General features: G+C 72.3%; 11 protein-coding genes and 1 pseudogene. 9 read left to right on the top strand and 3 right to left on the bottom strand.

All coding sequences use genetic code 11. The annotated features are described in order from the left end of the window. Positions 1–192: pseudogene (locus tag AC067Z_RS35960) on the top strand (vitamin K epoxide reductase family protein); the annotation flags it as partial. Positions 193–280: 88 nt separating this feature from the next. Here AC067Z_RS35960 and AC067Z_RS35955 read toward each other — a convergent pair. Both AC067Z_RS35955 and AC067Z_RS35950 read right to left on the bottom strand, forming a co-directional pair. Further along, positions 281–691, bottom strand: a complete 411-nt coding sequence (locus AC067Z_RS35955; protein WP_478793850.1) for a rodlin — start codon at positions 689–691, stop codon at positions 281–283. Positions 692–832: 141 nt separating this feature from the next. After that, on the bottom strand, positions 833–1,033 hold the full coding sequence (locus AC067Z_RS35950) for a hypothetical protein (RefSeq protein WP_478793849.1): 201 nt from the start codon (positions 1,031–1,033) through the stop codon (positions 833–835). A 696-nt stretch (positions 1,034–1,729) separates the two neighbouring features. Here AC067Z_RS35950 and AC067Z_RS35945 point away from each other — a divergent pair. The 8 genes from AC067Z_RS35945 (at position 1,730) to AC067Z_RS35910 (ending at position 11,390) form a co-directional block, all read left to right on the top strand. Then, positions 1,730–2,914, top strand: coding sequence for a glycosyltransferase family 4 protein (locus AC067Z_RS35945; RefSeq protein WP_478793848.1), 1,185 nt, complete (start codon positions 1,730–1,732; stop codon positions 2,912–2,914). Next, the gene (locus AC067Z_RS35940) at positions 2,911–4,392 is read left to right on the top strand and encodes an exopolysaccharide biosynthesis polyprenyl glycosylphosphotransferase (protein WP_478793847.1); all 1,482 of its coding nucleotides are present in this window, start codon (positions 2,911–2,913) and stop codon (positions 4,390–4,392) included. Before AC067Z_RS35945 ends, AC067Z_RS35940 begins: the two co-directional genes overlap by 4 nt. A 2-nt stretch (positions 4,393–4,394) precedes the next feature. Then, on the top strand, positions 4,395–5,732 hold the full coding sequence (locus AC067Z_RS35935) for an O-antigen ligase family protein (protein WP_478793846.1): 1,338 nt from the start codon (positions 4,395–4,397) through the stop codon (positions 5,730–5,732). Positions 5,733–5,878: 146 nt separating this feature from the next. Beyond that, positions 5,879–7,615: a murein biosynthesis integral membrane protein MurJ gene (murJ, locus tag AC067Z_RS35930; RefSeq protein WP_478793845.1), complete on the top strand. Its 1,737-nt coding sequence runs from the start codon at positions 5,879–5,881 to the stop codon at positions 7,613–7,615. After that, entirely contained in the window at positions 7,605–8,381 is a 777-nt protein-coding gene (locus AC067Z_RS35925) for a polysaccharide deacetylase family protein (protein ID WP_478793844.1), read from the top strand. The genes murJ and AC067Z_RS35925 overlap by 11 nt, the downstream gene beginning before the upstream one ends. Further along, positions 8,378–9,523 carry a glycosyltransferase gene (locus AC067Z_RS35920; RefSeq protein ID WP_478793843.1) on the top strand — a complete coding sequence of 382 codons (1,146 nt, stop codon included), beginning with the start codon at positions 8,378–8,380 and terminating at the stop codon, positions 9,521–9,523. The genes AC067Z_RS35925 and AC067Z_RS35920 overlap by 4 nt, the downstream gene beginning before the upstream one ends. Further along, positions 9,520–10,191, top strand: a complete 672-nt coding sequence (locus AC067Z_RS35915) for a YveK family protein (protein ID WP_478793842.1) — start codon at positions 9,520–9,522, stop codon at positions 10,189–10,191. Before AC067Z_RS35920 ends, AC067Z_RS35915 begins: the two co-directional genes overlap by 4 nt. After that, positions 10,188–11,390, top strand: coding sequence for a GNAT family N-acetyltransferase (locus tag AC067Z_RS35910; RefSeq protein WP_478793841.1), 1,203 nt, complete (start codon positions 10,188–10,190; stop codon positions 11,388–11,390). Before AC067Z_RS35915 ends, AC067Z_RS35910 begins: the two co-directional genes overlap by 4 nt. Here AC067Z_RS35910 and AC067Z_RS35905 read toward each other — a convergent pair. After that, positions 11,338–12,636, bottom strand: a complete 1,299-nt coding sequence (locus AC067Z_RS35905) for a glycoside hydrolase family 26 protein (RefSeq protein WP_478793840.1) — start codon at positions 12,634–12,636, stop codon at positions 11,338–11,340. The two genes, AC067Z_RS35910 and AC067Z_RS35905, sit on opposite strands and share 53 nt — an antisense overlap. Between the last annotated feature and the right edge of the window lie 55 nt (positions 12,637–12,691).

Below are 12,691 nucleotides of genomic sequence, written 5' to 3'. Positions count from 1 at the left end.
TCGCTGGCGTGGGTCGCCACGATCGTCATGTTCTGGTACGTGACCTCGCACAACGTGCGTCACGGGCTCCTGCCCGCGCCGGGCTGGCTGCGCGGTTTCTTCGACGAGTTCACCTGGGTCGTGCCGGTGCTGCACATCGGGATCATCGGGATGCTGATCCTGACCCGCTGGTGGGACTTCTGGACCGGCTGATCCGCGGGTGCGGAGCACCACGCACAGGAGCCCCGGCAGCCTCACGGCGCCGGGGCTCCTGCGGTTGACCGGTGGTGACGGTGGGTGATCAGCGAGTGGAGTCGCCGTTCTCCGACGCGATCGGGATGTCGCTGAGAATGTGCGACAGCGGCTCGTCACCCTTGGCCTGGGTGGAGTTCTCGACGCACTGCTGGTTCTGCGGAGCCGACAGGACCGGGATGTCCTGGAGGCCGATCTGCGCGGCGCCGAGGATGTTCTGGATGTTGGCCTTGGCCGGCAGACCGACGCAGGGCTTGTTGAACGAGCCCTGGATCAGGCCGATCTGCGGGCTCAGGTCGCCGGACGTCTCCGAGTTGCCGTAGACCTGCGTGGCGAAGTTGCCGCTCGTGGAGAAGGTGCCCTGGTCGTCGCCGACAGCCATCGCCTGGGGCGCCATCGTGGCCCCCGCAGCTGCAGCGGAGAGCGTAATTGCCGCGGTGGTCAAAACCTTCTTGAACATATTCCGTCCTTCTGTCTCGTATGCCCGCCGATGGAGCTGCCTGCCCAACCGGGAGGGGACCGGATTGGTTATCTCGGTTCACTCCAACAGCCCTGTGTCCCAAGGCTTCTGTCGGCAGAATCCGGGCGGCGGGCAGACCGGTCAGCCGCCGAGCGAGATGCCGCCGAGCATCGGGGTGGTCGCGGCAGCCGTCTTCAGCACCTGCTCGGGCGCGCTGCCCTTCACGTTGTTCAGCTCGGTGACGGTGTCGGTCGCCTGCCCCAGGGCGGAGCCGGCCTCGGTGGCGTCCTCCAACTGCGGTGCGGAGGAGGCCACCTCGGCGAGACCTCCGTTCAGGCTCATGGGGGGCATGGTCCCGCCATCGGCGGCGAACGCGGGACCAGCTGCGCCCAGCGCCGCCACGGAACCGGCAAGAATGGCGGCAGCCTTCGAGTACTTCATGTGTTCCATCCCATTTCCCGGCGGTGCTCCCCGCCGTCGAGAGGCGTAACGAGCCGCACTTCCATGGGAAACCCCTGTCGTTCCTGTGTTTTCGCCGCGCACAAGTGAACGAGTATGCAGAGATCGCTCAACGAGCAAGTCGCCAAAGGGTTCTGTTGAATCACACGATGGACTGATCCCGGGGGAGGGGCGCGCGCAATGCCGCGCACAACACGCCAGTAGAGGGAGGGAATACAGGCAATCCCGGACAGTCATCCGAGCGAGTTCGACGTGATTTCCCACGGGCTTTCTGACAAAGTGCACTCCTGTTTTGGCGCTTGATCGAAAACTGGGGAGAGCCAGTCATGCCGAAGTCGACAGGCTTCGCTGCGCGAGGCGTCCTGGGAGCACCGCTCCGGACGGCGCCTTCGGCCGCTTCGCTCACGGCCGCGGCGTCCCCCGCCCCCACTCCCGCGGAGGCTCCCCGCATGTTCGGCGCAGAGAACAGCGGACATCTCCTCGGCGCCCTCTTCGTGCAGACAGACTCGCGCCGTTGATTCGCGGTCCTGTTCCCGTTCACAGTCCACCGAGTTCCACCGTGTTCGAAGAGAGCCGCACGTGCTGCAAAGAGACTGGACCGAGAAGAGCCGGCTGACGGTGTTCCACCTCGTACAGCCCGTCGACGGGGGAGTGGCGCGGGTCGTCACCGACCTGGTGCGTGCCCAAGTGCGCGAAGGAGTACGGCCCGTCGTGGCCTGCCCGTCCGGCGGAGGGCTCGCCGACGAGGCCGCGGACGCCGGAGCCCGTGTGCACATCTGGACCGCCGTACGGGCACCCGGCCCCGGACTCGCCCGCGAGATCCGCTCCGCGGCCCGGATCATCCGCGAAACCCGCCCGCATCTCGTCCACGTCCACAGCGCCAAGGCCGGACTCGCCGGCCGGCTCGCCGTACGCGGGCGCCTGCCGACCGTCTTCCAGCCGCACGCCTGGTCCTTCGACGCCGTGCAGGGACGCACCGCCGAACTCGCCCTGAAATGGGAGCGGTACGGCACCCGGTGGAGCACGCGCACCCTGTGCGTCAGCGAGAGTGAACGCCGGGCCGGGGAGCAGGCCGGAATCCGGGCCAGATGGTCGGTGATCCGCAACGGGATCGACCTCGGACACTTCGCCGCGGACGACGACGGCACCCGCCGCGAGGCCGCACGGGCCGAACTCCCTCTGCCGACCGGGTCTTTGCCGCACACGCCACTCGTCGTCTGCGTCGGCCGGCTGTGCCGGCAGAAGGGGCAGGACGTGCTGCTGCGGGCGTGGCCCGCGGTGACCGGAGCGGTCGCCGATGCCCGGCTGGTGCTCGTCGGCGACGGACCGGACGCCGAGGAACTGCGGCGCACCGCCCCGCCCTCGGTCGTGTTCGCCGGTGCCCGCGCCGACATCCGGCCGTGGCTGTACGCGGCCGATGTCGCCGTGCTGCCGTCCCGCTGGGAAGGCATGGCTCTCGCCCCGCTGGAAGCCATGGCGTGCGGACGGCCCGTCGTCCTGACCGACGTCGGCGGCGCGCGGGAGAGTCTGCCGCCGGGGCAGGAGGCACACGCACTCGTGCCGCCCGAGGACCCCTCCGCGCTCGCCGAGGCGCTCACCGGCCTGCTCACCGAACCCGGTCTGCGCGACGAGCTGGGCCGCCGGGCGGCGGAGCACACCCGTGCGAGGTGCGACGTGCGACGCACGGCCGCCGACGTACTCGCCCTCTACCAGGAACTGCTCAGCCCCCACCGGTCCATGACGAGGGAGCCCACCGAACGATGACGACGGAGAGTGCTCCCGCGCCCCACGCCACGCCGGTTGCCGCCACCCGCCGGGCACCCTCGGTGTATCCGCAGCGCGGGCCCGCGGGCCGACGGCCCGCCGCCCATGCCAAGCGCCGCATCGGGCAGCACCGCCGTCCCGTCGCACTGCTCACCACCGATGCGGCGGCCGCCGCTCTCGTCGTCGCCCTCGCGCCCTCCGTGCCGTGGCCCGTGCCGCTGACCGCCGTGCTGTCCGCCGCGCTCTGCACGGCGCTGCACGCGTGGCGCGGCCTGTACCGGCACAGCCTGTCCCCGTCGGCGCTCGCCCAACTGCCCGCGCTGCTCGGCCTTGCCCTGCTCCAGTGGTACGCGGCGGCCGGAGTGCTCATCGCATACGACAGCCGGTACGGCGCCGACCCCGACGTCGTCGCGGTCGGCGGCGCGACGCAGGCTCTGTTCGCCTGCGCGGGGCGAGCCGCAGTCCACCAGGGGCGGCGGCGGGCCGCCGCCCGCCGACCGCGATCCGCGCTCGTCGTCGGCCGAGGGCCGGTCGCCCAGCAGGTCATCGCGGCGCTGTACGCCCAGTCCGGCTACGGGATGCGACCCGTCGGCCGGGTCGACCCGCACCACCAGGGCGGCCCCGCCGACACCCTCACCACCCTGCCCGTGCTCATCACACCGGAGGACGTCGGCCGCGCCGTCATCCAGAACGCGGTGCGCCACGCCGTGTTCACCGACCAGCCCGAATCCGACGCGCTCCCGCAGTTGTTCGCCGATCACGGCTGCCGGGTGTGGCTCGTCGACGGCGGCGAGGCCCTCGGGCCGGTACGCCCCCTGGTGCCGCGACAGGGCGAGCCGCACCGCGACCATCTGTGGGGCTTCGCCGTGCGGCCGTGGGAGCCCGGCGGCCGACGCCCGTTCGGCCTTGCGGTCAAGCGCGCCATGGACGCCGTGCTCGCCGCCCTCGCGCTGGTCGCCGCCGCCCCCGTCATCGCGGCCTGCGCGCTCGCCGTACGTCTTGCCGACGGGCCCGGCGTGATCTTCCGCCAGGAACGCATCGGCCTCGACGGACGCACGTTCGTCCTGTTGAAGTTCCGCACCATCAGCCCCGCCGACGAGCACGAGTCCGCCACACGCTGGAGCGTGGCGCACGACCGGCGCATGAGCCTCACCGGCAGCGTGCTGCGCCGCACCTCGCTCGACGAACTCCCGCAACTGTGGAACGTGTTCCGCGGCGACATGAGCCTCGTCGGGCCCCGGCCGGAACGCCCGTACTTCGTCGCCAAGTTCAGCCACACCTACCCCGGCTACCAGGCCCGCCACCGCATGCCTGTCGGCATCACCGGTCTCGCGCAGGTCAACGGTCTGCGCGGCGACACGTCCATCGAGGAGCGCGCCCGCTTCGACAATCACTACATCGCGACCTGGTCGCTGTGGCAGGACGTGTGCATCCTCGCGCGGACCGCCGCGTCCCTGTTCCGGCTGGGAGGCAGTTGACCATGACCGCCGCAACCGCCGCCGTGCCCGTGCGGGGACTCGTGCCCTGGGCCACCCTCGTACTCCTCATGGCGACGGTGCTGCTGCTCGCCCTGCCCGCCGGGCGGGACGGCGGTGAACCGGGCACGGTGGCCCCGGCCGACATCGCCTCCGGTGTACTCGTCCTCGGTTGCCTGCTGGAGGTGCTGTACCGCCGGGGCCGCCCGCTGACGCGGACCGCGGCGGTCGTACTCGGCCTGCCCGTCGTCGGGTTCGCCGTGGCGACCGTCACTGCCGCCGACCCACAGGCGGCACTGCCCGGCTTCGTGCGCTACCTCCAGGTCTTCGTGCTGGTCCCCGCCGCGGTGGTGCTGCTGTTGCGGGACGCACGGGCGTTCCGTGCGGTCACCGGATGCCTGATCGTGCTGGCACTGGTGCAGGGCGTGATCGGGACGCACCAGTTCGCGACCGGCACAGGCGCCTCCTACATGGGCGCGAACATCAGGGCCGTGGGGACGTTCGGGCCCATGGATGTGATGGGCATGGCCACCGTCGTCTCGTACGGCCTGCTCGCTGCCCTCGCCCTGGCACTGCGCCCCCCGCCCGGCTCGCCCGTGTGGCTGCGGCCGGCGGCCGTTGCCGCGGCCGTCGCACTGGTGGTCCCGCTCGGGCTGTCCTTCAGCCGCGGCTCGTGGATCGCCACGGCGGCCGCCGCGCTGGCGATGCTCTTCCTGACGGGGGTCCGGCAGGCGTCCCGTGCGCTGGCGGCAGTCGCCGCGCTCGGGGTCGTCCTGGCGGGCGGCCTCGGCATCGGCTCCGAGACGATCTCCCAGCGGATGACCAGCATCACCCAGGTGGTGGATGCGCCCGACCGTTCCGTCACCGACCGCTACACGATGTGGGCGGCGGCCGCGGCGATGTGGCGTGAGGAGCCCGCGACCGGCGTCGGCCTCAAGGGCTTCCCGGCGCACCGCGACGGTCACGCCTCGATCGGCCTCTCCTCCGGCGGTGACACGGCGGGCGCGGGGCGGGCCTTCGAGAAGCAGCCGCTGCTGTCCCCGCACAACATGTACCTGCTGATCCTGAGCGAACAGGGCCTGATCGGACTGACGGCCTTCCTCGTCCCGTGGACGGCGATCCTGATCCGCGCTGTCCGCCGCTGCAAGCGCGGAGCGCGGGCGGCCGGGGCGGACTGCGGCCTGGCGGCGGTCGGCCTGATGCTCTGGCAGACGGTCGACTTCCTGTATGCGGACATCGGCGGCCCGTCGACGGTGCTGACAGGCGTGATCGTGGGCTTGACGGCATGGTGGGCGCTCAAAGCGCCGTCGGCGCCGGCAGCGCCGGAGGGGGAACGGGGATGACTCCTGGGGACCGGCCCCCGGCGCCGCCCCCGCAGCGCGGTCGCCACGCCACGCAGGGGGCGCGCCGTGAAGCGCCCCGCCCCACGCCGACGGAGACGGCGCCGCCCGACCGCACCGCAGCCCCTCGGCCGAGCGCCGAACGGCCTGTGCCCGCAGCGCCGTTGGTGTCGGTCGGCGAAGCCGGTGCGGGGGCGGACGCCCCGGGCCGGACCGGGGGCGGTCCGCGACATGCCCGTCGCGGCAGCCGCCCGGCGGACCCGGAAGGTCCCGTTCCCACCGGATCGGGCACCGGGCGGCACGCACGTGCCGCACCGCAGGCGCCTGCAACCCACCGTGCCGGCGACGACGGCCGCGGCGCGCGGCTGGGGCGCGGGCTCGTCAGGGCCGCCGTCGTCACCGGTGTGCTCACCGTCGCGAGTGCACTGCTCGGGCTGTTGCGTGATCAGACCATCGCCCACCTCTTCGGCGCCGGCGCCGAGAGCGACGCCTTCCTCATCGCGTGGACCGTTCCCGAGATGGCCGCCACTCTCCTCATCGAGGACGCGATGGCACTGCTCCTCGTGCCCGCGTTCAGTCACGCCCTCACCACCCGCGGGCGGGGCGCCGTGCACGAGCTCGTCTCCGCAACCTTCCCCCGGCTGTTCGCCCTGCTCGCCTGCACCGCCGTACTGCTGATGGCCGGTGCTCCGCTCGTGGTGCGGGTGCTCGCACCCGGGATCGGCGATCCGCGGCTCGCCGTCGAGTGCACGAGACTGACCGCGCTCACCGTCCTGACCTTCGGCATCACCGGCTACTTCAGTGCCGCCCTGCGCGCGCACGGCAGTTTCCTGCCGCCCGCGAGCGTGTACGCCGCCTACAACGTCGGCATCATCGGCACCACCCTCGCCGTGCACGCCCTGTGGGGCGTGCGTGCCGCCGCCGCGGGAGTCTGCGTCGGCGGGCTGCTGATGGTCCTCGTCCAACTGCCCTCCTTCGGCAGGCGTATCGGCCTCGCCCCGCTCCTGCGCCCCGCGCGCCGTGGCCCCCTCCTCGGCGCCGCCGTCCTCGCTCCCGTCGTCCTCTTCGCGGTGAGCCGCCAGTCGCAGGTGCTGGTCGAACGGTTTCTCGCCGCGCCGCTGCCCCCCGGGGCCATTTCCCACCTCAACTACGCGCAGAAGGTCGCGCAGATGCCGATGGTCCTGTCCCTCATGTTGTGCACGGTGACGTTCCCCGTCGTCGCCAAGGCCATTGCCGAGGGGGACCGGGAACGGGCCCGCAGGCGCGTCGAGGAGGATCTCGCGACGGCGGCCACGGTCGTCCTGCTCGGCACCGCTCTCGTCATCGGCTACGCGCCGCAGATCATCGAAGTCCTCTTCCAGCGCGGCGCGTTCGATGCCGGGGACACCGCGACGACCGCCGCAGTGATGCGGGTGTACGCGGCCGGGCTCCTCGGCCACTGCCTCGTCGGCGCGCTCGGCCGGCCGTTCTTCTCCGCCGGGCGGCCCACCTGGTACCCGGCCGTCGCGATGGCCGCCGGTCTCGTGGTGACCGTCGCGGCAGGGGCGGCGGCCGTGGGCCCGCACGGCGTCCACGGCATCGCGGCGGCGAACGCCGCCGGCATCACCACCACCGCCGTGCTCCTCCTGCTCGGACTCGGCTCCCGCATCGTCGCCATCGAGGTCCGCGCCATCGGACTCCGCATCGCCCGTCTCGCCCTCGCGGCCGCCGCGGCCGCCGCCGCCGGGCTGCTCGCCGCACCCGTCACGGGCGGCCCGGTGGGGAGCCTCGCCGTCGGCTGTCTGCTCGTGCCCGTCGTTTTCCTGCTCGCTGCCCGTGCCCTGCGCGCCCCCGAAGCCGTTCATCTTCTCGCCCTCGTCCGACGGAGGCTCTGTCATGTCCGCTGATACGGCCCCGACCCGTACGGGCACCACTGCCCGCCACCCCCAGCCATGGATCTGGATGTACCACGCGGTCGGCGACCACACCGACGACCCGTACGGCATCACAGTCGCCCCCGACCGGCTCGACCTCCAGCTGCGCTGGCTGCGCTCACGCGGCCTGCGCGGCGTCGACATGGCGACACTGCTCCGCGCCCACGCCCGCGGAGCTGCCGCCCGCCTCGTCGGGCTCACCTTCGACGACGGGTACGCCGACTTCGCCGAGGCCGCCCTCCCGCTGCTGCGCCACCACGGCTGCACCGCCACCCTGTTCGTCCTGCCCGGCAGGCTCGGCGGCAGCAACGAATGGGACACCGACGGCCCACGCCGCCCCCTCCTCGACGAACGGCAGATCAGGGCCGCTGCCGAAGCGGGTACGGAAATCGCCTCGCACGGCATGCTCCACCGCGACATGACCGCGCTCACCGACGCCCAGGCGCGCGAGGAGACGTCCCGCAGCAGGGAGTTGCTGCGCGCGATCACCGGATCGGCCCCGGCCGGCTTCTGCTACCCGTACGGCGCCTTCGACCGGCGCGCCGCCGAAGCAGTGCGTGCGGCCGGATACACCTACGCCTGTGCCATCGCCCCCGGCCCGGCGGCCGGTACGTACGCCCTGCCGCGCACGCACATCAGCCACGCCGACCGCGCCGCCCGGCTGGCCGTGAAACGGCTGCGGCACCGGCTGCGCCCGCTGCCCGCCCTTGCGCCCGTCGTCACGGAGGGCACCCCATGAAGGTCCTGCACATCATCACCGGCCTCGGCGTCGGCGGCGCCGAACAGCAACTGCGCGTGCTGCTGCGCCATCTGCCCGCCTCCTCCTGCGACGTGCTGACCCTCACCAACCCGGGCCCGGTCGCCGACGGGCTGCGCGCCGACGGGATGTCCGTCACCCACCTCGGCATGCGGGGCAACCGCGACCTCGCCGCGCTGCCCCGGCTGGTGCGCATCATTCGCCGGGGCCGTTACGACCTCGTGCACACCCACCTGTACCGCGCCTGCGTGTACGGCCGGATCGCAGCGCGTCTGGCGGGCGTGCGGGCGGTGGCCACCGAGCACTCGCTCGGTGACGCGGAGATCGAGGGCCGTCCCCTCACCCGCGGCACTCGCGAGCTGTACCTCGCCACGGAACGCCTCGGCCGGGCGACCGTCGCCGTGTCCCCGACCGTCGCCGGACGGCTGCGCGCATGGGGTGTGCCCGACGGCCGCATCCGGGTCGTGCCGAACGGGATCGACGCAGCCCGTTTCCGTTTCGACCCCGCCGCCCGCGCAGCCGTACGTGCCGAACTGGGCATCACGGAAGGCACGTTCACCGTGGGCGGCATCGGCAGGCTCGTCCCCGGCAAACGCTTCGACGTGCTCGTCGAGGCCGTCGCCGCGCTTCCGGGCGTCCGGCTGCTCCTTGCGGGCGGCGGGCCCGAGCGGGAGTCGCTGCGCGTGCTCGCCGCACGGTGCGGCGCGGCCGACCGCATCCGGCTGCTCGGCGAACGCGAGGACGTCCCGGCGCTGCTGTCCGCCATGGACGTGTTCGTCTCCACGTCTCGCGAGGAGGCGTTCGGCCTCGCCGTCGTCGAGGCGCTCGCCGCCGGTCTGCCCGTCCTGCACGGCCCCTGCCCGGCCGTCGAGGACCTGCCGGCCGACCATGCCCCCGGCGCCCGCCCGCTGCGCGGTGACGCCCGGGAGCTGGTCGCCGCGCTGCGTTCCCGCACGACCTCCGGCGTCCACCGGCTCCCGCCGCCGCGGGCAGTCGCCCACTACGACATCGCCCGCAGCGGACGCCTTCTGACGGATGTCTACGCATCTGCCCTCGCCACTGCGCCCCCGATCACCATCCCGACCCCGACGCCCCCGCCCACCGAGAGAGCAGCCCGCCCATGACCACCTCGCCCGAGCGGAGGCCCGCCGCCCCCGGCAGGCCCCGCCGTCGCCTTGCGAACCTCCTGTCCCTGCCCGCCTGGTGGCCCGTGGCCGTTTTCGCCCTGCTCGGCACGGGCTGCGGCCTCACCTACGGTGTGCTCAAGGCCCCCGAATACGCCGCCACCACCTATCTCGTCGCCGTGCCCGCCAAGGACACCGAGCCCGTCGCCGCGCTCGGCTTCGCACAGGCCTACGGGCGGATCACCACCAGCGACTCCACGCTGGCCTACGCGCGTGTCGCGGCCGGAGTCCCGGCCCGCGAACTGCGTGCCCGTGTGCGGACCGAGACGTCCCCCGACTCCCCGATGATCGCGATCACCGGTACCTCCACCCGGCCCGCCGAGGCCGCCGACATCGCCAACGCGGTCGCCGACGCCGTCTTCGTCAGCAGCGACCGGGTCTCCAAGGAGACCGGCGTGCGGCTGATGCTCTTCTCGCAGGCCATCGCCCCCTCCCGGCCCGTCTCGCCGTCCGCGCCGATCAGCGCGGCAGTCGGCGGCTGCGCGGGTGGCCTGCTCGGCGGCCTCGCGCTGCTCGTACGGCCCCGGCGCCCGCGCCCGGCCGGCAGCACCGCGGTGCCCGGCCCGGCCCAGCCGGCGGAACCCGCCGCCGAACGGGAGCGGGTGTGACACCCGGCGCCCGGTCGGGCACCGCCGTCACCCTGTGCCGCGATCCGCAGGAATTCGACGCGCTGCGACCGGAGTGGGACCGCCTGCACCGAGGATGCGCCACGGCCACTCCGTTCCAGAGCCATGCGTGGCTGCATTCCTGGTGGCAGTCGTACGGGACCGAGGGCCGGCTGCGTGTCGTACTGGCCCGCAGGGACGGCCGGTTGATCGGCGCCGCGCCCCTGATGCTTGTGCACCGGCCGCTGCCGTTGCTCGTACCCGTCGGCGGGGCGATCTCCGACTACGGCGACGTCCTGATCGACGACGCGCACCTGCACACCGCCGTTCCGGCGCTGGTCCGGGGACTGGAGCGGGCCGCCCGGCACGCGGTCGTCGACCTGCGGGAAGTGCGGCCGGGAGCGGCCGCCGAGAGGCTGTACGAGACCTGGAAGGGTGCCCGGGCACGGCTCGGCGACTCGGTCTGCATGGAGCTGCCCGCCGCGCCCGTCGAAGAACTCGTCAAGCGGATGTCCGCGAGCGGAGCCCAGCGGGTGCGGGCCAAGCTCCGCAAGATCGACGCACTGAAGATCGAGGTGCACACGGCAGGCGAGCAGGACGTGCCCGGCGCGATGGCGCATCTGCTGCGTCTGCACGAACTGCAGTGGCGTGGCCGGGGCGTGAACGTGGAACACCTGCGGCCACGCTTCTCCGCGCATCTGGTCCGTGCCGTACGGCACATGGTCGCCTGCGACGAGGCCACGCTCACCGAGTTCCGTCTGGACGGTGAGGTCGTGGTCGCCGCGCTCACCCTCCACACGGCCCACCTCAGCGGCGGCTACCTCTTCGGCGCCGACCCCGCGCTGCGTGAGCGGAAGGTGGATGTCGCGGCGCTGCTGCTGCGGCACGACGCCCAGCAGGCCGCTGTCGGAGGGCGCCGGGTGCTGAGTCTGCTGCGCGGCAACGAGCCGTACAAGAAGCACTGGCGCCCCGACGAGGTCACCAATCAGCGGCTGCTGCTGGCCCGCCCGGAACTGGAGCCGGTGCTGCGGCTGCAGGCTTCGCGGGTCAGGGCGCGCGAGCGGGCGGCGGAGGTCGTACGGACCCGTCTGCCGGCCGCGCGGGAGTGGCGCGACCGGCTCAACGACCTTCGGGCGGAAGGGGCTTCGGTCAGAACGGCCGGTACGACGTCCAGGGGAGGGAGACCGTCCAGGGGAGACTGACGCAGTACCGCTGGTCGGGCACCCACCGCGTGATCCAGTCGCCGAGGTCCGTCTCGAGGCACCAGTCGTCCGGGTTCGGCTCCTCACCGGCCGGCGGATCCGTCGGATCGGGCTCCGTCGGCGCAGGCTCCATCGGATCGGGCTCGATCGGATCGGGTCCGGGCTCCACCGGGTCCGGTGCCGGTTCCACCGGATCGGGTCCGGGCTCGGCAGGCGGCGGAGCCGGAACGGGCTCGGCCGGCTCCGAATTCGCAGACATCTTCGAGCGGAACACCTTCGAGGAGTCCGGATTGCTCTCGCACTGCCAAACGCCGTGCGGACAGTAGTCTGTGATGGTCTGGTACAGCGGCTCGTGCAGGTCGATCCATTCGAGCATGCGGCGCATGTACTCGGGATTGTCACCGTTCCTGAAGAGCCCCCATTCCGGGTACGAGATCGGCTTGTTGTGCGCTGCGGCGAACTCGACCTGCTTCTTCAGTCCGTACGGAGCATTCACCTGGTCGTCGAACGTCTCGCCGGGAGGCTGGTCGTAGGAGTCCATTCCGATGATGTCCACGACGTCGTCGCCGGGATAGCACTCGGTCCAGGGAATCGCATCCCGTCCGCGACTGGGAGCGAAGTCGAAGCGGAAATCCTGCCCGGGGACGGAACGCATGGCGGTGACAATACTGTTCCAGTACGCCTTCCAGGCCTTCGGGTCGGGACCGCAGCGGTGGCTGTACGTCGTCCCGTTCATCTCCCAGCCCAGCACGATCACCGTGTCGGGTACGCCCTGCTCCACCAGACGGTCGGCGAGGGTACGGAAGTGCTGGTCGAACCGCCCCTTCGCCCCCGCCCGCAGCTGCCTCGCGACGGTCCGGTCCGACAGCCGGTCCTCGTTGCGCTCGAGCATCGGGACGTTCAGCACGAACATCCGGTCCTCGGCGCCGCGGCGCCAGTCGGCCCACGCGCTCAGGAACTCAGGACGGCCTTCTATGTTGATCCACTTGTCCCCCGGGAGATATGTGTGACCCACTCTCAGCTCCCGGCCGCCGAGCCAGCGGGAGAGTTCGGCCATGCGTGCGATCCCGGGCGGTCCGTAATGGAGATACGCGCCGACGGCGACCGGCGAATCCGCCGTGTCCCGTGCCTCGTCGCCCGCGGTATCCGCCATTGCCGCCGATGGGCCCAACAGCCCGCCCGAGACAAGGAGTCCGGCCGCGACCGTCGCCATACAGTTCCTGATGAGACGGTGCCTTTGTGGCATGCCTTCCTCCTCGTGACGAATTGCTGTGACTGACCCGACGTTAGGCAGATATTCC

This window comes from Streptomyces sp. NPDC043812, assembly GCF_056436245.1.
The sequence above is the reverse complement of the archived record's forward strand: the minus strand, read 5'-3'. Positions and strand labels throughout refer to the sequence as shown.

Coding starts and splice junctions, on each gene's coding strand:
- AC067Z_RS35955 (WP_478793850.1), bottom strand. CDS start 691: ATGTTCAAGAAGGTTTTGACCACCGCGGCAATTACGCTCTCCGCTGCA.
- AC067Z_RS35950 (WP_478793849.1), bottom strand. CDS start 1,033: ATGAGCCTGAACGGAGGTCTCGCCGAGGTGGCCTCCTCCGCACCGCAG.
- AC067Z_RS35940 (WP_478793847.1), top strand. CDS start 2,911: ATGACGACGGAGAGTGCTCCCGCGCCCCACGCCACGCCGGTTGCCGCC.
- AC067Z_RS35935 (WP_478793846.1), top strand. CDS start 4,395: ATGACCGCCGCAACCGCCGCCGTGCCCGTGCGGGGACTCGTGCCCTGG.
- AC067Z_RS35925 (WP_478793844.1), top strand. CDS start 7,605: ATGTCCGCTGATACGGCCCCGACCCGTACGGGCACCACTGCCCGCCAC.
- AC067Z_RS35920 (WP_478793843.1), top strand. CDS start 8,378: ATGAAGGTCCTGCACATCATCACCGGCCTCGGCGTCGGCGGCGCCGAA.
- AC067Z_RS35915 (WP_478793842.1), top strand. CDS start 9,520: ATGACCACCTCGCCCGAGCGGAGGCCCGCCGCCCCCGGCAGGCCCCGC.
- AC067Z_RS35905 (WP_478793840.1), bottom strand. CDS start 12,636: ATGCCACAAAGGCACCGTCTCATCAGGAACTGTATGGCGACGGTCGCG.